The organism is Streptomyces sp. NPDC029466 (genome assembly GCF_055574515.1).
The window spans coordinates 32,665-52,662 of sequence record NZ_JBVHZH010000007.1 but is presented as its reverse complement, the minus strand read 5'-3'; the positions used below and the strand labels follow the sequence as shown (position 1 = coordinate 52,662).

Annotated in this window: 17 protein-coding genes, 1 tRNA gene and 1 pseudogene; 12 read left to right on the top strand and 7 right to left on the bottom strand. The window is 74.0% G+C overall.

Going from position 1 to position 19,998, the window contains the following annotated elements; genetic code table 11:
- The 4 genes from ACZ4XD_RS08720 (at nt 1) to ACZ4XD_RS08705 (ending at nt 2,797) form a co-directional block, all read left to right on the top strand.
- Complete coding sequence (locus ACZ4XD_RS08720; protein WP_468039571.1) at nt 1–306, top strand: hypothetical protein; 306 nt, start codon at nt 1–3, stop codon at nt 304–306.
- 349 nt (nt 307–655) lie between these two features.
- Nucleotides 656–1,936, top strand: a complete 1,281-nt coding sequence (locus ACZ4XD_RS08715) for a GlxA family transcriptional regulator (protein ID WP_388196966.1) — start codon at nt 656–658, stop codon at nt 1,934–1,936.
- 5 nt (nt 1,937–1,941) lie between these two features.
- Nucleotides 1,942–2,559: an oligoribonuclease gene (gene orn, locus ACZ4XD_RS08710; protein WP_042155020.1), complete on the top strand. Its 618-nt coding sequence runs from the start codon at nt 1,942–1,944 to the stop codon at nt 2,557–2,559.
- Nucleotides 2,560–2,721: 162 nt separating this feature from the next.
- Nucleotides 2,722–2,797: transfer RNA gene (locus ACZ4XD_RS08705), tRNA-His, on the top strand.
- Nucleotides 2,798–3,138: 341 nt separating this feature from the next.
- On the opposite strand, the pseudogene ACZ4XD_RS08700 reads toward ACZ4XD_RS08705, so the two are convergent.
- The 3 genes and pseudogenes from ACZ4XD_RS08700 to ACZ4XD_RS08690 form a co-directional block, all read right to left on the bottom strand.
- A pseudogene (locus ACZ4XD_RS08700) lies at nt 3,139–4,032 on the bottom strand (chitinase); the annotation flags it as partial.
- A gap of 325 nt (nt 4,033–4,357) precedes the next feature.
- Nucleotides 4,358–5,761: a sensor histidine kinase gene (locus ACZ4XD_RS08695; protein WP_468039568.1), complete on the bottom strand. Its 1,404-nt coding sequence runs from the start codon at nt 5,759–5,761 to the stop codon at nt 4,358–4,360.
- On the bottom strand, nt 5,758–6,450 hold the full coding sequence (locus ACZ4XD_RS08690; protein ID WP_468039566.1) for a response regulator transcription factor: 693 nt from the start codon (nt 6,448–6,450) through the stop codon (nt 5,758–5,760). Before ACZ4XD_RS08690 ends, ACZ4XD_RS08695 begins: the two co-directional genes overlap by 4 nt.
- Nucleotides 6,451–6,571: 121 nt before the next feature.
- Here ACZ4XD_RS08690 and ACZ4XD_RS08685 point away from each other — a divergent pair, with 121 nt between their 5' ends.
- The gene (locus ACZ4XD_RS08685; protein ID WP_468039563.1) at nt 6,572–7,141 is read left to right on the top strand and encodes a hypothetical protein; all 570 of its coding nucleotides are present in this window, start codon (nt 6,572–6,574) and stop codon (nt 7,139–7,141) included.
- Between the two features lie 24 nt (nt 7,142–7,165).
- Here the strand turns inward: ACZ4XD_RS08685 and ACZ4XD_RS08680 are convergent, their stop codons facing one another.
- Together ACZ4XD_RS08680 and ACZ4XD_RS08675 are read right to left on the bottom strand one after the other, a co-directional pair.
- Nucleotides 7,166–8,026 (bottom strand): spermidine synthase, encoded by an 861-nt coding sequence (locus ACZ4XD_RS08680; RefSeq protein WP_468039561.1) that lies wholly within the window; start codon nt 8,024–8,026, stop codon nt 7,166–7,168.
- Between the two features lie 186 nt (nt 8,027–8,212).
- Nucleotides 8,213–8,527 (bottom strand): chaplin, encoded by a 315-nt coding sequence (locus ACZ4XD_RS08675; protein WP_468039559.1) that lies wholly within the window; start codon nt 8,525–8,527, stop codon nt 8,213–8,215.
- Between the two features lie 244 nt (nt 8,528–8,771).
- Here ACZ4XD_RS08675 and ACZ4XD_RS08670 point away from each other — a divergent pair, with 244 nt between their 5' ends.
- From ACZ4XD_RS08670 to ACZ4XD_RS08655, 4 genes are all read left to right on the top strand, one after another.
- Entirely contained in the window at nt 8,772–9,485 is a 714-nt protein-coding gene (locus ACZ4XD_RS08670; protein WP_468039557.1) for a hypothetical protein, read from the top strand.
- Between the two features lie 48 nt (nt 9,486–9,533).
- Nucleotides 9,534–11,036 (top strand): exopolysaccharide biosynthesis polyprenyl glycosylphosphotransferase, encoded by a 1,503-nt coding sequence (locus tag ACZ4XD_RS08665; protein ID WP_468039555.1) that lies wholly within the window; start codon nt 9,534–9,536, stop codon nt 11,034–11,036.
- A 184-nt stretch (nt 11,037–11,220) separates the two neighbouring features.
- Nucleotides 11,221–12,483 carry a glycosyltransferase gene (locus ACZ4XD_RS08660; RefSeq protein WP_468039552.1) on the top strand — a complete coding sequence of 421 codons (1,263 nt, stop codon included), beginning with the start codon at nt 11,221–11,223 and terminating at the stop codon, nt 12,481–12,483.
- 203 nt (nt 12,484–12,686) lie between these two features.
- On the top strand, nt 12,687–13,940 hold the full coding sequence (locus ACZ4XD_RS08655; protein ID WP_468039550.1) for an NAD(P)-binding domain-containing protein: 1,254 nt from the start codon (nt 12,687–12,689) through the stop codon (nt 13,938–13,940).
- Nucleotides 13,941–14,086: 146 nt separating this feature from the next.
- Here the strand turns inward: ACZ4XD_RS08655 and ACZ4XD_RS08650 are convergent, their stop codons facing one another.
- Nucleotides 14,087–14,575 (bottom strand): hypothetical protein, encoded by a 489-nt coding sequence (locus ACZ4XD_RS08650; RefSeq protein WP_245698566.1) that lies wholly within the window; start codon nt 14,573–14,575, stop codon nt 14,087–14,089.
- 224 nt (nt 14,576–14,799) lie between these two features.
- Between ACZ4XD_RS08650 and ACZ4XD_RS08645 the strand changes: the two genes are divergently transcribed.
- Nucleotides 14,800–16,248, top strand: coding sequence for a tetratricopeptide repeat protein (locus tag ACZ4XD_RS08645; protein ID WP_468039547.1), 1,449 nt, complete (start codon nt 14,800–14,802; stop codon nt 16,246–16,248).
- Nucleotides 16,249–16,319: 71 nt separating this feature from the next.
- Here the strand turns inward: ACZ4XD_RS08645 and ACZ4XD_RS08640 are convergent, their stop codons facing one another.
- On the bottom strand, nt 16,320–16,913 hold the full coding sequence (locus tag ACZ4XD_RS08640) for a histidine phosphatase family protein (protein WP_042155046.1): 594 nt from the start codon (nt 16,911–16,913) through the stop codon (nt 16,320–16,322).
- A gap of 208 nt (nt 16,914–17,121) precedes the next feature.
- Here ACZ4XD_RS08640 and ACZ4XD_RS08635 point away from each other — a divergent pair, with 208 nt between their 5' ends.
- Both ACZ4XD_RS08635 and ACZ4XD_RS08630 read left to right on the top strand, forming a co-directional pair.
- Nucleotides 17,122–18,447, top strand: a complete 1,326-nt coding sequence (locus ACZ4XD_RS08635) for a hypothetical protein (protein ID WP_468039545.1) — start codon at nt 17,122–17,124, stop codon at nt 18,445–18,447.
- Nucleotides 18,438–19,988: a hypothetical protein gene (locus tag ACZ4XD_RS08630; RefSeq protein WP_468039543.1), complete on the top strand. Its 1,551-nt coding sequence runs from the start codon at nt 18,438–18,440 to the stop codon at nt 19,986–19,988. The genes ACZ4XD_RS08635 and ACZ4XD_RS08630 overlap by 10 nt, the downstream gene beginning before the upstream one ends.
- Nucleotides 19,989–19,998 lie beyond the last annotated feature (10 nt).

Below are 19,998 nucleotides of genomic sequence, written 5' to 3'. Positions count from 1 at the left end.
GTGCCGTTGCCGTCCGACAGATCACCCGACCCAGTGAGCGATGTGGTGCGCTGGGGCGCGTTCAGCTGTGCCCTGGTGCCCCTCGTCCTGATCTTCAGCGGGGCACCCTGGGCCGGTGCGGCCGGTGCCGCCGCCGGTCTGGCCGCGGTGACCTGCGCCTGTCGCGCACTGTTGCGGCATTCCGAACGGACCGCCGCCCGGGTCCGGGTGCGCGAGGTCGGACGCCACCGGGACAGAAGCGGACGTTCAGGGACAGCAGCGCACGGGGGCGGCCGGCACTCCGAAGGGCGTACGCCGGTCGATTGAGGCGTCTGCAAGTCTGCGCGCGACCGTTTTCAGCCAACTTCCGGCCGAGGTCCACACCTTGCCCGTGGCCCCCCTCAACCCTGGTGTGAGCAGGGAGGAAAGGACCGCTGGGCATGGTTGTGCCCTACTGCGAACGGGCAGAGCCGAGACGCGTACTTCCCATGTAGGCCCGACGAGTGGAACGCTTCGTGATCGAATGCTTCGCGCCAAGTTGCCATATCGACATACCAGCGGGTGGTGAACTTGGCACTCCATCCTCACGGAACACAGTAGATTCGATCTTGGTAGCAATGGCGGGGGAACTGTGCAGGACCGAGAGGGCGAGACGACCGAGGGGGGCTTAAGTGCCATGAGCCAGGACTCCGCTGCCGTACCAGATGCCGCACGCAAGCTCGCCGCCCGACGACGCCGCGAAATAGTCGCGGTGCTCCTCTTCAGCGGCGGCCCCATTTTCGAGAGCTCCATTCCGCTCTCGGTCTTCGGCATCGACCGACAGGACGCAGGCGTTCCGCGGTACCGGCTGCTTGTGTGCGCGGGCGAAGACGCGCCTTTGCGCACGACCGGGGGGCTCGAACTTTCCGCCCCCTACGGGCTGGAGGCGATCTCCCGTGCCGGGACGGTCGTCGTTCCGGCCTGGCGATCCATCACCCAGGCCCCGCCGCCCGCCGCGCTCGACGCGCTGCGGCGCGCGCATGAAGAAGGGGCCAGAATCGTCGGGCTGTGCACGGGGGCGTTCGTCCTCGCCGCGGCCGGACTGCTCGACGGCCGCCCGGCCACCACCCACTGGATGTACGCACCGACGCTCGCCAAGCGTTACCCGTCCGTCCATGTGGACCCCCGCGAGCTCTTCGTCGACGACGGCGATGTGCTCACGTCCGCGGGAACGGCGGCCGGTATCGACCTGTGTCTGCACATCGTGCGCACCGACCACGGCGCGGACGCCGCGAACGCGCTGGCCCGCCGGCTCGTCGTGCCGCCCCGCCGGACCGCGTCCGACATGGGGCACCAGCGCTACCTGGACAGGTCATTACCTGAAGAGATCGGCGCCGACCCGCTCGCCGAGGTCGTCGCCTGGGCGCTGGAGCATCTCCACGAGCAGTTCGACGTGGAGACGCTGGCCGCGCGTGCGTACATGAGCCGGCGCACCTTCGACCGGCGCTTCCGCTCGCTGACCGGCAGCGCTCCGCTCCAGTGGCTGATCACCCAGCGGGTGCTCCAGGCCCAGCGGCTGCTGGAGACCTCCGACTATTCGGTGGACGAGGTCGCCGGACGCTGCGGCTTCCGCTCGCCGGTCGCCCTGCGCGGCCACTTCCGGCGACAGCTGGGCGCCTCGCCCGCGGCCTACCGTGCGGCCTACCGTGCGCGCCGGCCGCAGAACGGGGGGCCCGAGCCCGCGCTCAGACCGGAGCGTGCGGAGCGGCCGGAGCGCGAGCGGGCGATGCTCGGCGCGGGCAGCGGGGAGCGGTACGCCGCCGCCGCGCTGGCCGGCCACGGGCTGGCGACCGCGGAAGCGGCCGAAGCGGGCAAACCGCAGTCGGACGCCTACGCCGCCCGGCTGCCGGAATCCCCGGTCGGCCGGGGTCCGGGCCGCCCCGTGCTGCCCGGACAGCGGGAGCGCCCCGTAGGGTGAGATGTATGAACGATCGCATGGTGTGGATCGACTGCGAGATGACCGGACTCTCGCTGGCGAATGACGCGCTCATCGAGGTGGCCGCCCTGGTCACCGACTCGGAGCTGAATGTGCTGGGCGACGGGGTGGATGTGGTGATCCGCCCTCCGGCCGAGGCGCTCGGCACCATGCCGGAGGTGGTGCGCCAGATGCACACCGCCTCCGGGCTGCTGGAGGAGCTCGACGGCGGTACGACGCTGGAGGCGGCGGAGGCGCAGGTGCTTGCGTACATCAAGCAGCATGTGCCGGAGCCGGGGAAGGCGCCGCTGTGCGGCAATTCCGTGGGCACCGACCGTGGCTTCCTGCTGCGCGACATGCCGACGCTGGAGAGCTACCTCCACTACCGGATCGTCGATGTCTCGTCCGTGAAGGAACTGGCCCGGCGCTGGTTCCCGCGGGCCTACTTCAACAGTCCGGACAAAAACGGCAACCACCGGGCGCTGGCGGACATCCGTGAATCCATCGCGGAACTGCGCTACTACCGGGAGGCGGTCTTCGTGCCGCAGCCCGGTCCCGACTCGGACACCGCGAAGGCCATCGCCGCCAAGCACGTCCTTCCCGCTGAGCCGCAGTCCACGCCGTAGCAAGCCACAGGGCGCGTGTCGTGCGGGTGCCCACGGGGCCACCGTGACCCGCACGACACGCCCTCGGGCCCGGGACGCGAAACCTGGGCGCGAGCACCCCTCCGGACCCTGTACACTTTTTCTCAGCCGGTGGGGAAAAAGAACCACACAGCACCGGTCATGGTGGGTATAGCTCAGCTGGTAGAGCACCTGGTTGTGGTCCAGGATGTCGCGGGTTCAAGTCCCGTTACTCACCCCACTTCAAGGCCCCCGACCTCAGGTCGGGGGCCTTGGCGTTTGTCGGCGTCCGCCCGGCCGCCCATATAAGGGGACAGCGGCCGGGGTCCGGGGCGGGGCCGGTGATCACAGTCAGGTGCGGCACTGAGGGGTCGCGGTGATCTTCACGCGATTGCCGAGGGTGCCGCTGACCTCACAGCGGGCGATCGTAGACATGGCAGAGCCCGAGGTGCGCCGTACGGGGTGGTGCGGCGGGCTGAGGACGGGCGGGGGGGAAGACGGCGGGGCGCAGCGGGTGGGGGGAGCCCGCTGCGCCCCGGCCTGGGGGACGGGCGGTCCGTGGGGGCGGACCGCCGGTGGGGGTCAGCCCTTGTACGCGCCGAAGGCCCTGGTGAAGTCCAGCGGCTTCTGCTCGATGGAACTACAGGTCGGCTGCGCGGAGTTTCCGGTGCCGCCGGGGCAGGCCCGGTCCCGGGTCGAGGACCACATCGACAGCCAGGCCAGGTGCTTGGTCCGGGCGAACTTCACCAGCTCGGTGGCGTCGTCGCGGCGGAAGACCTCGTTCTGGACGTCGTTGACGCCGATCATCGGGGTCACGGCCACGGTCTTCCAGGCGGCCGCGTCGCTCAGGCCGAGGGCCTTCTTGAGCTGGCCCTGGGTGGCGGTGGCGGCCTGGGTGGCGTAGGTGCCCATGTCGCCGCTGTAGGCGGGGCCGTAGTCCATCGCCATGATGTTGACGGCGGAGATCTTGACGCCGTTCTTCTTGGCGTCGGCGAGCAGATTCACCCCGTCCTGGGTCAGGCCCTCGGGCATCACCGGCAGGGTGAAGGAGACGTCGAGGCCGGGGTGCTTCTTCTGGAGCTGGTTGATGGCCTGGGCGCGGCGGGTGTTGGCGGCGGTGTCCGGCAGTGCGCCGCCTTCGATGTCGAAGTCGGCCTTGGTGAGCTTGAACTGGTCGATGACCTTGCCGTAGGCGGCGGCCAGTTCGCCCGCGGAGCCGCAGGCCACCCCGAGCTCGGAGCCGTTGGCGCCGCCGAAGGAGACCCGGACGTCGCCGCCGGCCGCGCGCAGCGCCGGTATCTGCTGGGCCACCGCGTCATTGCCCAGCTCGCCGGAGCCGCCCCACTTGGGCACACAGCCGCCGCCGGAGGTGACGAAGGCGAGAGTGAAGGTCTTCACGCCGGTCTTCTTGGCGGTGCCGACCAGGTCGTAGGCGGGGCTGAGTGAGGTGTCGACGTACGGGGCGAAGCCGGCCGCCGCCTTCGCGCCGGGGCCCGCGGTCCGCGGTGGTTTGGCGGCCAGGGCGGACCCCGCCACGGCGAAGGCGCCGCCGGCCGCGACCGCGGCGGCCGCACCGGTCACGATCAGCTGGGTGGCGCGGCTCTTGCGCCGGCGGTGTACCGAGGAACTCATCTCGTACCTGCCTGTCGTCACATGGGGGGTGGGAGTGCACCGTGGTGCACTCCGCACGCTAGCGACAGCGAAACGGACAAATGTCGGGAATAGACCGGCAGTTGGCGGAATTATGGCGGCCTTAAGGCCGCGGAAGGGAGCGGTTAAGAGCCTCTGGCAGGTGCCTCGTTCAGGTGCCGGCGCGCAGGGCCCGCCGCCCCCGCGCACACAGCGTGCGGCTCAGCCGGCGGCCGCGCCGCCCGCCGTGCGGGGCGCCCCCGCCGTCCAGCGCCAGCCAGACGCGCACCTCGGTCCCGCCGTACACCGAGCGGCCGATGCGCACATCGCCGCCGGTGGACTCGGCCAGCCGGCGCACGATGTCCAGCCCGAGGCCGGTGGAGCCGTCGCCGCCCCCGCCGTGGCCGCGGCGCAGCGCGGCGTCCGGGTCGTCGATGCCCGGCCCGGCGTCCGAGACCAGCACGATCACCGCCTCCTCCGCGTTGTGGACATCGACCGCGAACGCGGTGCCCTCGGGGGTGTGCCGGAAGACATTGCCGAGCATCGCGTCCAGGGCCGCGGCGAGGTCGGCGCGGGCGACGGGGAGGCGTACGGGGCGGTCCGCGCCGGCGATGCGTACGGTGCGGCCCTCGTCCTCGGCGAGCGCCGACCAGAACTCCATCCGCTCGCGGATCACCTCGGCGGCGTCACAGCCGGCCACGGCGGCCGCCTGCTGGGTCTGGGCCTTCTGCTCGCGGGCGGTGCGGATGATCTGGTCGACCTCGCGCTCCAGTTGCTCGACGGCGGACCGGGTCTGGTCGGCGGCCGGGGAATCGCCGAGCGAGGCGGCGTTGAGGCGAAGGACGGTCAGCGGGGTGCGCAGCCGGTGCGAGAGGTCGGCGGCCAACTCCCGTTCGTTGGCCAGCAGCTGGACGACCTGATCGGCCATGGCGTTGAACGCGCTGGCCGCGGACCGCAGTTCCTTGGGGCCGTCCTCCAGGACGCGGACGCCGAGCTTGCCCTTGCCGAGGTCGTGGGCGGCACCGGCAAGCCGTTGGGCGGGCCGCACCATGCGGGTGCCGAGCCGGTCGGCGACCGCGACCGAGCCGATGACCAGCGCCAGGCCGACACCGGCCAGCACCAGCCAGGAGGTGGTGACGCCGTTGGTGAGTGCCGCTTCGGGGACGAACACCTCGACGACGGCGATACCGGAGGCGACCGCGGTCGGCTGGAGGAGCGAGGAGCCGCCGGGGACCGGTGAGATGGACGCCCGGCCCAGCTTGGCGGCGGCCGCCACATCGGCCTGCGGGGCGCGCCGGGTGCCGATCTCGGCGGGGCTGTCGTTCTTGCCGCCGGCCGGGACATGGACGCCGATCCGGCCGCCGGAGCCGGTCTCGGCACTGGCCACGGCGCGTTCGAGCTGGCTGCGGTCGGTGGTGATGGCGAGGACCGGGCCGATGGTGGCGGCCTGCCGCTCGGCATTGGAGTAGGCGCGGTCGCGGGCCAGTTCCTTGACGACCAGCCCGAGGGGGACGGCGAAGGCGACCACGACCATCGCGGTGACCGCCAGCGCCACCTTGACCAGGGCCCATCTCACTGAGGCGGCTCCAGCTTCACTCCGACACCCCTCAGGGTGTGCAGGTAACGGGGCTTCGCCGCGGTTTCGCCCAATTTGCGGCGCAGCCAGGACAGATGGACGTCGATGGTCTGGTCGTCGCCGTAGGACTGCTGCCAGACCTCGGCGAGGAGTTCCCTGCGGGCGACGACGACGCCCGGCCGGCCGGCGAGGAAGGCCAGCAGATCGAACTCCCGGCGGGTCAAGTCGAGTGCCACGCCGTCCAGTTCGGCCTGCCGGCGCAGCGGATCGATGGACAGGCCGCCGACCCGGATCACCCGTGAGGGCGGTTCCGCGCCGGCCGTGGTGGCCCGGGAGCGGCGCAGTACGGCCGCCATCCGGGCCGAGAGATGCTCGACGGAGAACGGCTTGGTCAGGTAGTCGTCGGCGCCGTCGTTCAACAGCCGTACGATGTCGGCTTCGTTGTCCCGGGCTGTGGCGATGATCACTGGGACATCGGTGATTCCCCGCAGCATCTTGAGCGCCTCGCCCCCGTCCAGGTCGGGCAGACCGAGGTCGAGAATGACGACGTCGAAGCCGACGTGAGCCACCTCGCGCAGCGCCTCCAGGGCGGTACCGACACTGCGCACCGTATGGGAGGCCTCGGTCAGATGCCGGATGAGGGCCGAGCGTACGAACTGGTCGTCCTCGACCACGAGCACACTTGCCATGGGCGGCACCGTACGCCATGCGGGTGGCGTCTCCGGACCGGGCTTGACAGCGGGGCGGTGCGGTTCGCGGTGCCTGGGCCCGGGCTGCCACCGGGTGGGCCGGTGGTGCAGTATGAGCCCAATGCAACGAGGACTGGTTCACGTGGCGGCCTGGACGCTGGCGACCGGGGCCGCGGTCGCCCTGTCGTGGTTCGGCGTGCACACCGTGCTGTCCGGCACGATGTACGACGCCCCGCGCGCCCTGCCCCTGACCAGCCAAGTGGGGTCCTCGGAAGAGCAGTTGGACGGCGCCACCCCGCGGGTCTCCTCCACCCACCGCCCCAGGCCGGCCCCCTCCCCCACCCGCAGCACGGCACCCGAGGACCCCGCACCGTCGCACCCGGCCACGCCGTCGCACACCGGCTCCGCCCGGCCGCGGCAACCGGACAGCGGTCCGCCCGGCGGCGCCGCCCCCGCCTCCGACGGCCAGGTCAAGAGCTACGCCACGGCGGGCGGCCGGGTGGTCCTCGACATGGACGACCGGTCCGCCCAGCTGGTGTCGGCAACTCCCGACCCGGGCTGGGAGATGCAGGTGTGGAAGCAGGTGGGGTGGCTGCGGGTCGACTTCACCCGCGGCGGCGCCCATACGTCCGTGATCTGCACCTGGAACGGCCATCCGCCGACCGTGCAGACCAGCAATCAGGCGACCTGAGCCGGGTCGCGCGCCCGTGCGCCGTCAGTCGAAGACGTCGGCCGGCGGGGCGGGCGAGGCGGTGGCGGTGGCGTCGGTGACCGGGGCCGCGCCGGCGGTGAAGTCCAGCAGTGCGCGGCCGTGTTCGACCCGGCCGGACTGGGGATCGGTCGCCGCCCGCCGGGTCAGTTCGGCGACCGGCAGTTCCGCGTCGGCGGCCAGCAGCACGGCGTTGCCGAAGCGCTTGCCGCGCAGGACGGCCGGGTCGGCGGTCAGACACAGCTCGGGGAAGACCGTACGGACGGTGGCGATTTGGCCGCGCAGAAACCGCAGCGGCGGCCCGTCGGCGAGATTCGCCGCGTAGAACCCGCCCGGCCGCAGCGCCCGGTGGACCTCCGTCACGAATTCGGTGCTGGTCAGATGCGCGGGCGTGCGGGCGCCGGCGAAGACATCGGCGATGACCAGGTCGGCCCAGCCGTCCGGGACCTTCGCGAGACCGGCGCGGGCGTCGCCGCCGCGCACCCGTATCCGCCAGCCGCTGTCCAGCGGCAGCTGCCGGCGTATGAGCTGGACCAGCGCCGCGTCGATCTCCACGACCTGCTGGGTGGACCGCGGGCGGGTCGCCGCGACATAGCGGGCCAGGGTCAGGGCGCCGCCGCCGAGATGGACGACGCGCAGCGGTTTGCCGGCCGGTCCGGCCAGATCGGCGATGTGCCCGAGCCGCCGCTGATAGGGGAAGTCCAGGTATGCCGGGTCGTCAAGGTCCACATGGGACTGCGGAGCACCGTCGATCAGCAGCGTCCAGCCGCGTGGCCGGTCCCGGTCGGGCCGTAGCTCGGCAAGCCCGCCGTCCACCGTTCCGGTGACGGGTTCCGGGCCACCGCGCCCGCGTCTGCTCTTCGCCATGTCCTCCAGTATGGCCGGTGCCCGGGATGCCGTATCCGCTGGTCAGCGCGATAGCGGTGCCCGGAGGGCCAGGTGGCGGGCATGCGGAGCAGAGTGGCGGACCACCCACGACCGAGGTCAGGGCGATCCGCCAACTGCACATCATGACCCGTGCCGGCCCGATGTCCATCCGGACCGGCGGGCGGGTCACCTATTGATGCAAACGTTCCCGAACGCCGGGTTCAGCGCCGCGACAAGGTTGAGGCTGTTGCCGCAGATGTTGATCGGGATGTTGATCGGGACCTGGACATTGTTGCCGCTGAGGATGCCCGGGGAACCCGCCGCAAAGCCCGCCGCGTTGGCACCACTGCGGTGGTTGTACAGCCCGCGGTGGTCGTGACGGTAGTGGTCGCCACGGTCGTGACGGCCGTGGTCCCCGCTTGCGGATGCGATGCCTGCGCCACCCAGAACCATGGCACAGCTGGCCGCAGTCATCGCGGCGGTCGTAACAAACCGCTTCATCCCATTCTCCTTTCAGTTCGCGAATGGGGCAACCGGTCACAACGAGCGAAATACGGCAGGGATGCGGGCGTTCCCTCTTCCGGGAAATCATTAGCCCTTCTGGCAGTACAGCCGGACCGCGCGAACTCCCGCATTCCCCTGAATGGCCGCCACCGGCCGGGGTCCGGCGTGCCTGCCGCGGTTTCCAACATGATTTCTGTCAGAGTGCTCTCCTGTTTGACTGATTGAAGTCGGAGAGGAAGACATGCGGAAGTCGATGGACCGCACCGGGCGCGGCGTCGTATGCGCGCCGGCGTCCTTGGCATTCTCGGCCGCCCGGTCTTCGGCAGTGGCCGCACCGGCTCCCCGGGAATCCGCACGAATTCCTTTCACCGAGCGCTGTCACGTCACTCAGCACGGCGGTATCGCCCGGGGCGCCCACTCCAGCAGCGCCACCACCCTGCACCTCCCGGCCGGCTCCCGGGTGAGCTACGCCCGGCTGTACCGGGGCGGCTGGACTTCGGTGGCCGCTTACGAGAACAAAAAGCAGCCGCTGCGCGGCATCGCGCTGTGGGACGGTTTCCAGGCGCTGGGCGCGGACCGCCGGGAGCTTTCGCTGCGACTGCCCGGACCGCGTATCCCGGCGAATTCACACGGCCGGGCCGGTGTGGTGACATACGACGGCGACCGCGGCCGCGGAAATGACACGCTCTCCGTCCGGGCCGGCCGGCAGACCGCGCAGCCGGTACGTGACGCCGCCAATCCGGCGACCGACGTGATGAATTCGACGGTCACCGATTTCGGCCGGCCGACGGTGCGGTGGCCCGCTTACCGGAACACCCTCGGATTTGATTCCGACGTATTCGGCATCACCCCCGCCCTGCGGTCCGGCGGCGATCGCCGCACCTTCCGCTTCACCACCCGCGATCCCGGATATCTGCTCGGCGCGCTCTTCGTCCAGACCGATACCCGGCGCTGAGCCCCGGACATTCCCGCCGTGCCCGGAGAGCAGAGAGCGGATCAGCCGATGACGACGGAGAGCGCGGACGCGCACCGCGCCGCCCCGGTCCCGCCCCCGCCGGCGGTCCCCCGCCCGGCGGCCGCGGTCCGTCCGCCCCGCGGGCCGGCGCGGGAAACCCTGCCCCCGCCCCGGCCCGGCCGCGGCGTACGCCGGCGGACCGTCGCCCCGCTGCTGGCCGCCGACGCGCTGGCCACCGCCGTCACCGCGCTGCTCGTCCTCGGCACCGCGACACCACCGGCCGCCCTCGCTCTGCTGCCGGCGGGACTGCTGCTGCTCCACTCCCACGCCGGTCTCTACCGCCCCGGCCCGGCCCCGCGGGCGCTGACCGAACTGCCGACGCTGCTGGGCCGGTCCGCCGTCTGCTGGTGTGCGGCGGCCGCGGTACTCGCCGCCGTACGCCCCGGGCAGGCGCTGTCGCCGGTCCTTCTGGCGGGTGCGGTGGCCGGGCACACCGCGCTGGTCTGCGGCGGCCGGGCCGCGGTCCACCGGGCCCGCCGCCGGGCCGCCCGCCGCCGGCCGCGCGCCACGCTGATCGTCGGCACCGACCCGGCGGCCCGGCAGCTCGCCGCCGTACTGCACGCCCGTCCCGAGTCCGGGATGCGCCCGGTGGGGGTGGTCACCCCGCCGTCGCTGCCGCCCGGCGGTCCCGTGGACGCCCTGCCCTGCCCCACCGGTCCACCGCTGCCGCGGCTCGGCTCCGCGCCCGACATCACCCGGGCCGTCATCCAGCACACCGTGCGGGACGTGGTGTTCACCCTGCCGCCGTACAGCGATCCGCACACCGCCGCGCTGCTGCGCCGCTTCATCGACCAGGGCTCGGCCGTCTGGCTGGCCGGCGACGCGGCCGCCCGCGAGGGCCGGACCCCGCATGCCGGCACCGACCATCTGTGGGGCTTCGCCTGCCGGCGCCTGGAGACCGCCCCGCCCCGGCACGGCGGTGCGGGCAAGCGACTGATGGACCTCACGCTGGCCGCGTCGGCGCTGGTGCTCACGGCGCCCCTGCTGCTGGGCTGCGCCCTCGCGGTACGGCTCGCCGACGGGCCCGGCGTGTTCTTCCGGCAGGAACGCATCGGCCGCGGGGGCCGCACCTTCACCCTGCTGAAGTTCCGCACCTGGCAGCCGTGCGACGCACAGGAGGCGGCGACGCGCTGGAGCCTGGCGGACGAGCCCCGGATGAGCCGGACCGGCCGGCTGCTGCGGCGCACCTCCCTGGACGAGCTGCCACAGCTGTGGAACGTGCTGCGCGGCGAGATGAGCCTGGTCGGGCCGCGGCCGGAACGCCCCTGCTTCGCCGAGCAGTTTCTCCGGACCTGCCCCGGGTACGGCGCCCGGCACCGGATGCCGGTGGGCATGACCGGCCTGGCGCAGGTGCACGGGCTGCGCGGCGACACCTCCATCGAGGACCGGACCCGCTTCGACAATCTCTACATCGACAGCTGGTCGCTGCGGCTGGACCTGCTGATCCTGCTGCGCACCGTGGCCTCGGTGGTGCGGCTGGAGGGCAGATGAGCGCGGGCGCGCCGCCGCCCCGCCCCGGCCGCACCGCCCCGGTGCCCGCCCTGCCCGGCAGCCCCCGGGGCGACCGCGCCGGGGACCGGCCCGGCCCCCGTGACCGCGCCCGGCATCCGCTGCGGCGCCGTGCTCTGCCCCCCGACCGGACCACCACCCCGGCCGCTACCTCTGGAGGCATCCGGTGAAGGTTCTGCATGTGATCACAGACCTCGACGTGGGCGGCGCCGAACAGCAGCTGCGGCTGCTGCTGCGCCGGCTCCCCGTGCCCAGCGAGGTCCTCACCCTGACCAGTCCGGGCCCGGTCGCCGAGGGCATCGAGGCCGACGGCACCCCCGTAACCCACCTCGGTATGACCGGCAACCGGGACCTGACCGCGCTCCCCCGCCTCACCCGGCTGATCCGCGACGGCGGCTACGACCTGGTGCACACCCACCTCTACCGGGCCTGCGTCTACGGCCGGGTCGCCGCCCGGCTGGCCGGCGTACGGGCCGTCGTGGCCACCGAACACTCCCTGGGCGACGCGGTCATCGAGGGCCGCCGGCTGACCCGTGGCGTCCGCACGCTCTACCGGGCCACCGAACGGCTGGGGACGGCCACCGTCGCCGTCTCGGACACCGTCGCCGCCCGGCTGCGCCGCTGGGGCGTACCGGAGCAGCGGATCCATGTGGTGCCCAACGGCATCGAGGCACACCGTTTTGGCTTCGATCCGGCGGCGCGGGCGCTGGTGCGGACCCGGCTGGGGCTGCCGCTGGACGCCTTCGTGGTCGGTGGCGCCGGGCGGCTGGTGCCCGGCAAACGGTTCGACGTACTGGTCCGGGCGGTCACCCAACTGCCCGGTGTGCACCTGCTGTTGGCGGGCGCCGGACCGGAACGGGACATGCTGCGGCGGATGGCGGAGCAGTTCGGCTCGGGCGACCGGATCCATCTGCTGGGCGAGCGCGACGGCGCGGTCGACACGACCGCCGCCGACGGCCCCGGGGGCTTCGGGCCGGACATCCCCGGCCTGCTCTCGGCCATCGACGCCTTCGTCTCCCCCTCCCCCGACGAGGCGTTCGGCCTGGCCGTCCTGGAGGCGCTCGCCTCCGGCCTGCACGTCCTCTACGGCAGCTGCCCGGCCGTCGACGAACTCCCCGCCGACCAAGCCCCCGGCGCCCGCCACTTCGGCCTCAACGTCCATGAACTGGCCACCGCCCTACGGGAACTCCGACGCCGGGGCCCGGGCCGGCTGCCGGTCCCGCCCGTGGTGCGGCGCTACGACATCACCCGCAGCGCCGAGGCCCTGATGTCCGTGTACGAGCAGGCCCTGGCCGACACCCCGGCCCGGCGCGGAACCCCGGCGGCGGTACCGCCACGCCAGGGGCGGGCGGCCGCGCTCCCGCCGGCGAGCGTCTCGCTGCCGGACCCGGCCCGGTCGCCGGATCCGTCGCCGCTTTCGAATCGGTAGGTGGGGGCGTGGTTGTGGGGCCGGGGCCGGCGGCCGCCGCTTCCGTTGCTCCCCCGCCCCCTCCCCCTCCTCCCCCTTCGGGGGAGGGGGCGGGGGTGGGTTCGGGGGTGGGGGGGGAGCCGCACCACGCAACGCGGCCACGGGAAGCCGCACCAGACAAACGGGAAGCCGCACCGCACAAAGAGAAAGCGCAGGGAACTTCCATGTACGACCTCGTCGTGGTGGGCGCCGGCCCCTACGGACTCTCGATCGCCGCGCACGCGGCGGCGGCCGGACTGCGGCTGCGGGTCCTGGGCCGGCCGATGGCCTCGTGGCGCGATCACATGCCCGACGGCATGCTCCTCACGTCCGAGCCCCGGTCGACCGACCTCTCCGACCCGGCCGGCGGCCACACCCTGGCCGACTACTGCGCGGCCCACGAACTGACCACCGAGCACGGCGTTCCGCTGCCCCTCGGCACCTTCGCCGCGTACGGCAGCTGGTTCGGCGAACGGGCGGTGCCCCAGGTCGAGGAGGTCACCGTCACCGCCGTACGCCCGGACGGTGACGGCTTCCACGTCGAGACGGACACCGGCGAGCAGATCGCGGCCCGGACCGTGGTGCTCGCCGTCGGTGTGCTGCCGTTCGTCAACCGCCCCTGGCCGCTGCTCGAACTGCCCCCGGAACTCGCCTCGCACAGCAGCGACCACCGCGACCTGCGCCGCTTCGGCGGCCAGGACGTCACCGTGCTCGGCTCCGGGCAGTCCGCGCTGGAGACCGCGACCCTGCTGGCCGAACAGGGCGCCCGGCCCCGCCTCGTGGCCCGTGCCGACCAGCTGCGCTGGCACGCCCCGCCACCGCCACCGGAGCGCGGCCGGCTACGGGCGCTGCGCGACCCGCGCTCCGGGCTCGGCACCGGCTGGCCGAGCTGGCTGTGGTCGGAGCTGCCCGGGGCGGTGCGCCGGCTGCCCCCGGCGACCCGGGTGCATCTCGCCGAGCACGTACCGGCCCCGGCGGGCGCGTGGTGGCTGCGGGAGCGCTTCGAACCGGCGGTGCCGGTCCTGTCGGGCCACCGGATCCGGGCGGCGACTCCCCACGAAGGCGGGGTGCGGCTCCAACTCACCCATACGGACGGCGGTTCCGAGACCCTCGACACCGATCACGTGGTGGCGGCCACCGGCTTCACCCCGGACCTCGGGCGACTGCGGCTGCTCCACCCCCGGGTGCGCACCACCCTGCGGACGGTGGGCGGCAGCCGGGCGCCCGAACTGAGCGCCGGTTTCGAATCGTCCTGGCCCGGACTGTTCTTCGCGGGGCTGCTGTCCGCGCCGTCGTTCGGCCCGTCGATGCGCTTCGTGTACGGCGCGTCCTTCACCGCGGCGCGGCTGCTGCGCGGCGTACAGCGCCGGCTCGGCGACCGCCGCCGCGCCACCACCATCCCCCGCCCGGCACGGGACAGCACACCGGCCGCGCACTAGCGGCCACCCGTCCGAAGTCCGCCCGCCCGGAGACCGCCCGTCCGTCGGCCGGCCTTCCGGCGACCGCCCGTCCGAAAGGGCCGCCCGCCCGAAGGGGCCGTCCGGCAGTGGCCGGGCGGCCCCTCTCGTGTGCGGCCCGGCCGGGGTTACTGGCAGCGGTCGACGGCCTCGATCGTGCGGGCCGCCTCGCCGAGGGCCTCGCGCAGGACGGCCGGATCGGTGGCGGCGGCACCCGCGCCCTCCGGCGGCACCAGCCAGCCGGTGCCGGTCACCGGCGGCTCCTCCGGGGCCCCTTCGTCGCACAGTGCGCCCAGGGCGATCCCCCGCCCGGAAGTCTGGGTGCAGGCACTGCCCGGCACGTCCCAGCCGTCCGCCGTGCCCGCCGGCACGAGGAAGCCGAGGGTGTCGCAGGCGCCGTCGTGCAGGACGGGGCCGACCCCGTCCCGCAGCCGGAGGATGTCGACGGCTTCCAGACCCTGCCGGGCGGGCACCGTGACGAGGTCACACGCCTGGGCCGGTACGGCCGGTGTCCCGGCCGCGACGGCCGGCCCCCGCCCGCCGCCGGCCCGGCCCGCGGACCCGTTGCCGCCCCTGCTGACGCCGGTCTCCCACACGGAGAACCCCTCCTCCTGCACGTACCCGACCCTTTACACCGACTTCAACGGCCGGACGTGTCAACAGCTACGGCGGCGTAACGCTGCAAAGGATGGCAGTTCATGGCAGATCGCGCGCGAGATATCCGATTTGTAGCCAAACTGTGCGTATCGGAGCCATCACAGCCGGTACGGTCAACCCGCCGCACCGCCAGGAGGCGGCAACGCCACCTGATGGCACGGAGAGGGCACGGAGAGGGTCCGCCATGGCGTCGCCAGCAGCTAGTTCAGCGTCGTCCCGCACCGTACCCGCCCGCCCGAACCTCGCTTTCCGACAGCTGCGCGGCCGGCTGTCACCGGGCGAGTTCGCGGCGGCGGTCCGACGGTCCGCCCGTGAGATCGGCGAACAGGTCTCGTGCGACGCCCGCTATGTGGGCCGCGTCGAGTCCGGGGAGATCCGGTGTCCGAACTACGCCTACGAGCGGGTGTTCCGGCACATGTTCCCCGGGCTGACGCTGCCCGACATGGGCTTCGCGCCGCGCGAGGCGGTACGCGGACGGGGGGCGCGTACGGCGGCGGTCGGCGCCGCGCCCCTGGCAACCGACCCCGACCACCGCGATACCCGTATCCAGATCTGCGAGGAGAGCGACGTGCTGCGTCGCGCGTTCATCACCGGCGGCCCGGCAGCAGCCCTGGGCTTCGCCGCCCTGCATCCCATCGAGGCCGCTGCCGCCGCCGCGGCCGCCCATGTGCCGGGCCCGCGCGCGCCCGCCACCGGGCGGCCCGGAGCCGCCGAGGCCGCCGCGGTCGAGGAGGCCGTCCGCCATATCCGGCTGCTGGACGACCGGCACGGCGCGGAGGGGATCTACCGCCGCGCCACCCAGCCGCTGCGCGCCGCCTACGAGCTGCTGGACGCGGGCGTACAGCGCAGATCGGTCTCCGACCGGCTGCACGCGGGGGCGGGTGAACTCGCCATCACCGTGGGCTGGCTGGCGCATGACTCGGGCCGGTTCGGCGATGCCCGATCGCACTACGCGGAGGCCCTGGCCACCGCCCGGGTCTGCGGTGACGCCGCCCTGGAGGCGCACGCGTTCTGCAATACGGCCTTCCTCGCCCGCGATGCCGGCCGGCCGCGGGAGGCGGTGCGGGCCGCGCAGGCGGCGCAGCAGGCCGCCAAGCAGCTGTCCTCGCCGCGGCTGCTGTCGCTGCTGGCGCTGCGGGAGGCGGGCGGCTGGGCGGGGCTGGCCGACCGGGCCGGCTGTGAGCAGGCGCTGGCGCGGGCCGAGCGGCTGTTCGCGGACGGGCCGCGGGACGGCGACCCGGAGTGGATGACGTTCTACGGGGAGGCCGAACTGGCGGGCCTGGAGGCGCAGTGCTGGTCGGCCCTGGGGGACGCGGGGCGCGCGGTGGAGCATGCGCGCCGGGCGGTGGCGCTCCAGAATTCCCATTTCACCCGCAATATCGCGCTGTTCACCGCGGAGCTCGCGGACGATCTCGCGCACAGCGGTGAGCCCGAGGAGGCCGCCGCGGCCGGGGGCCGGGTGCTGTCCCTGCTGGAGGAGGTCCGTTCGGCCCGGATCCGGACGATGCTCGACGGGACGGCCCGGACACTGCGGGCCTACCACGACGGCGGTGTGGTCGCCGGCTTCCTGAAGCGGCACGCGGCCTCGGCCGGGTCCGGTGGCGGGACGCCGGCCGGGGACGCCGCCCGCTGACGGCCCGGCGGCCGGTCGCCCGACGCCCCGTCAGGCGGCCGCGGTGCCGCCCCGGGCCGGGCGGCCGTCGCTCAGCCGAGGTGCCCGGTGTCGTTCCAGCGCTCGATCGCCGGTTCCCCGTAGGCCCAGCCGAGCACCGACAGGGACGTGGGCTCCAGCCGGATCCGGGCGCCGAAGGAGATGTCCAGGCCCAGCCAGCGGGCGCCGAGCGTGCGCAGGATGTGGCCGTGGGCGAAGACCAGCACATCGCGGTCGGCGGACCGTGCCCAGCTGACGACCTCGTCCGCCCGCGCCGCGACCTCGGCGAGCGTCTCCCCCTCCGGCACCCCGTCGCGCCAGATCAGCCAGTCCGGCCGGCCGGACTTGATCTCGGCCGGGGTCAGGCCCTCGTACGCGCCGTAGTCGACCTCCATCAGCGCGTCCCACGGCTGCGCCCGGTCACCGAATCCGGCCAGCTCACAGGTCTCCTTGGCGCGTACCAGGGGGCTGGTACGGACCTCGACGCCCGGCAGTCCGTCCCAGGGGGCGCGGTGCAGCCGCTCGCCCAGCAGCTTGGCGCCGCGCCGGCCCTCGTCCAGCAGCGGGACGTCCGTACGGCCGGTGTGCCTGCCGGACAGGGACCACTCGGTCTGTCCGTGTCTGGCCAGGAATATGCGCGCTGCCATGGTCGTACCTCTCGCCGATCGCTCGGCTGCTCGTTGCTCGGCGCGGGCGGCGGTGACCGCGGGCTTTCCATCATCGCGCATCAGGTCGTTTTGTCCCTGACCGGGGAGGCCGTCCCGGCCGGGGCGGGCTCGCGGGGCGCTCTCGAATACGGCGCAGGGGGCGGGGAGCGGCATCCGGCGGCGGCCGGCCGGCGGGCGGGCGCCCCGTATGTCGGTGCCGGATGCGAGACTTCCGCGGGTGAACGTTTCGCGCGACAGTCGATCCGCGTCGGCCGCCCCTGCGGCGGAGCAGCCGACGGCAACGCCGAGCCTGCGACGGGCGGCACCTCCCGGCGTGAGCCGGGGGAGGCTCGCCGAGCTGCGCGGCCCCGGCGTCCGCCCCCGCTCGCTCGACGCCCGCGCGCTCGCCGCGCTGGCCGCCAACCCCGGCTGCCGGCGCCGCGCGCTGCTGGACGGCGCGGGCATCGACAAGGGTGCGCTGGCCCAGGCGCTGGGCTCGCCCGCGGCGTACGGCCAGTCCCAGTTCGCGATCGTCCGCGGCAACGCCTTCGAGGCCCGGGTGAAGGCCGACGGCGGCACGGAGCTGCTGCGGCTGCTGTGCGAACGGCTGGCGCCCGGCTCCCCGCCGCCCGGGCCGGAGGAGGTCGCCGCCCCCGAGCTGTCCGCGGCCGGGCCGGAGGGCCGGGCGGCCCGTACGGCGCTGGCGCTGCGGGAGGCGACCGCGGCCGGCGGCTGGGCGCTGCTCGACCATCCGATGCTGGTCGTCGAGGTGGCCGGAGCGCCGGCCTATGTGGAGCCGGATGCGGTGGTGGTGCATCCGGACGGCAGCTGGACGGTCGTCGAGATCAAGTCCTTCCCGATGATCGACGGTTCGGCGGACGCCGCCAAGGTGGGCGCCGCCGCGCGGCAGGCGGCCGTGTACGCGCTGGCCCTGGAGCCGGTCGCCGGTCATGTCGCCGCGCACACCGGCCGGGCGGCCCGGGTCCGCGACCGGGTGCTGCTGGTGTGCCCGAAGGACTTCTCCAACCTCCCCACGGCCGCCGCCGTCGACGTCCGCAAGCAACTGGCCACGACCCGGCGGCAGCTGTCCCGGCTCACCCGGGTCGAGGAGATCGCCGCCGCCCTGCCCCCGGACACCACCTTCGACCTGCGGCTGGCGGACGACGGGAAGACCGCGACCCGCCGGCCCGAGGAGCTGGCCGAGGCCGTCGAGAGGGTCGGCGCGGCCTACGCCCCCGAGTGCCTGGCCGCGTGCGAGCTGGCCTTCCACTGCCGCACGCGGTCCCGTGAGGACGGCGCGGTGGAGGCGCTGGGGCGCGGCGTCCGGGGCGAGTTGGGCGGGCTGCACACCATCGAGGAGGTGCTGGCGGCGGCCCGTCCCGAGGCCCGCCCCCAGGATTCGGAGCCGCCTGCCGCCGACGGGCCGGACGACCCGGCCGTCGTCGCGCTGCGGCGGGCCGCCGCGCTGCGGGACGGGGCGCTGGCCCGCCCCACCGTGCCGGGACCGCGAGCGGAGGAGCCGGGATGTCGCTGATCGAGACGCTGGCCCGGATGGAGGCGGTGGCGGCGGGGCGCGCCCAGCCGCGGTGCACGGTCCGGCACCGCCATCTGGCCGAACGCCCCTTGGTGTTCGTCCCGTTGACGACCGCGGGCGAGGCCGGTGCCCCGCTGGGGGCGCTGGTCGGCACGGACCGCGAGAAGCCGGCGCTGCTGGCCGTTCCGCAGCCGCGCGACCGCGACCTGCGGTTCGCGTTCCTCGCCGAGCTGGCCGAGCTGGTGCTGCCGTATGTGGACGGCTTCGCGGACGCCATCGAGTGGGAGGAGCGCAAGGAGACCGACCCGGAGACCGGAAAGAAGGTCCCGGTGCAGGTCGAACTGTGCGCGGACGCCCCGCAGTTGATCGTGCCGAGCGCCGCCGGTATCGAGTTCGTCCGGCTGCTGGGCCGCTCGATGCGGTTCCGGCGGACGGCCGAGCAGGAGCCCGAGGCGCCGTATCCCGCGCCGCCACATGTCCCGCTGCTGGGGCGCTGGCTGACCCAGTTCGGCGAGCGGGCGCGGGTGCCGGGCGCGAGCCTGCTGCTGCCCATGACGGGCCTGCTGACCCGCCATTGGGCGACGGGCCAGAGCGTGCTGGAGGACCAGCACCTGGGCGCGCTGCTCGCCTGGATCGACCCGCCGCCGGGGACGTCGGGCCGGGCGGCGGCCGAGCACGCGGAGTCGGCGCGGGACGCGGAGGGCCAGCTGTGCTGCCCGCCGGCCGGCCCGGCCACCGACCCGGCGTTCGACAACCGGCTGCTGGCCCCCGCGATGGCCCGCTACGACGCCGGGGTGCCGGGCGCCGAGGAGGCGCTCCGCACCCTCGTCGAGGGGCAGCTGCGGCCGACCTGGGACGCCGTCTGGCACGGCATCGACCTGCTGCGGACGCTCCCCGCGGGCGCCCGGGTCGCCGACCGCTGGAAGCGCGACCGCTGGTCGTACACCGCGCACCGGGACCGGATCCGTGCCGGGGAGCCCCCGCAGCCCAAGCAGGACGACGCCGTCACCGCCGCCCAGAAGCTGTCCGCACGGGAGACCGCCCAGGCCCAACTGGACGCCCAGGAAGCGCTGGACGACCCGCTGGTGATGGCCGGGCGCCGGCTGGCCGGGGAGGCGTTCCAGGGCACGGTCACCGCCGTCGAGATGGCGTTCTCCGAGGGCAAGCGGCCGATGCCCCGCCCGCTGGTCACGCTCCGGACCAGCGACCGGCCGCAGCCGGCCGAGGGCGGCAAGCTCTACCGCCCGTTGGCGGACGGCAGGACCCAGACCGCCGAATACGTCACGCACGAGCCCGGGGAGCCGGGGACGCTGGTGGTCCGGCTGACCGGCGGGATGGGGCGCGGGAAGACGCCGGAGCCCGGTTCGGTGCCGGAGCCGGACGACACGGTGTGCTGGACGCTGTTCGAGCACGCCCCGCGCGGCGGCCCGGAGCTCCCGGATCCCGAGGACACCCCGTGGACCCATGGCGGCCCGCCAACCGGCGCCGCGGACCTGCCGCACGCCGCCCCCGACCCCGTGACCGCGGAGGACTTCCTGTGACCCGCGCCCG

Bases quoted from the DNA above. Each gene is read 5' to 3' on its own strand.
- ACZ4XD_RS08715 (WP_388196966.1), top strand. From the start codon at position 656: ATGAGCCAGGACTCCGCTGCCGTACCAGATGCCGCACGCAAGCTCGCC.
- orn (WP_042155020.1), top strand. From the start codon at position 1,942: ATGAACGATCGCATGGTGTGGATCGACTGCGAGATGACCGGACTCTCG.
- ACZ4XD_RS08690 (WP_468039566.1), bottom strand. From the start codon at position 6,450: ATGGCAAGTGTGCTCGTGGTCGAGGACGACCAGTTCGTACGCTCGGCC.
- ACZ4XD_RS08685 (WP_468039563.1), top strand. From the start codon at position 6,572: ATGCAACGAGGACTGGTTCACGTGGCGGCCTGGACGCTGGCGACCGGG.
- ACZ4XD_RS08680 (WP_468039561.1), bottom strand. From the start codon at position 8,026: ATGGCGAAGAGCAGACGCGGGCGCGGTGGCCCGGAACCCGTCACCGGA.
- ACZ4XD_RS08675 (WP_468039559.1), bottom strand. From the start codon at position 8,527: ATGAAGCGGTTTGTTACGACCGCCGCGATGACTGCGGCCAGCTGTGCC.
- ACZ4XD_RS08670 (WP_468039557.1), top strand. From the start codon at position 8,772: ATGCGGAAGTCGATGGACCGCACCGGGCGCGGCGTCGTATGCGCGCCG.
- ACZ4XD_RS08665 (WP_468039555.1), top strand. From the start codon at position 9,534: ATGACGACGGAGAGCGCGGACGCGCACCGCGCCGCCCCGGTCCCGCCC.
- ACZ4XD_RS08655 (WP_468039550.1), top strand. From the start codon at position 12,687: ATGTACGACCTCGTCGTGGTGGGCGCCGGCCCCTACGGACTCTCGATC.
- ACZ4XD_RS08645 (WP_468039547.1), top strand. From the start codon at position 14,800: ATGGCGTCGCCAGCAGCTAGTTCAGCGTCGTCCCGCACCGTACCCGCC.
- ACZ4XD_RS08640 (WP_042155046.1), bottom strand. From the start codon at position 16,913: ATGGCAGCGCGCATATTCCTGGCCAGACACGGACAGACCGAGTGGTCC.
- ACZ4XD_RS08635 (WP_468039545.1), top strand. From the start codon at position 17,122: ATGTCGGTGCCGGATGCGAGACTTCCGCGGGTGAACGTTTCGCGCGAC.
- ACZ4XD_RS08630 (WP_468039543.1), top strand. From the start codon at position 18,438: ATGTCGCTGATCGAGACGCTGGCCCGGATGGAGGCGGTGGCGGCGGGG.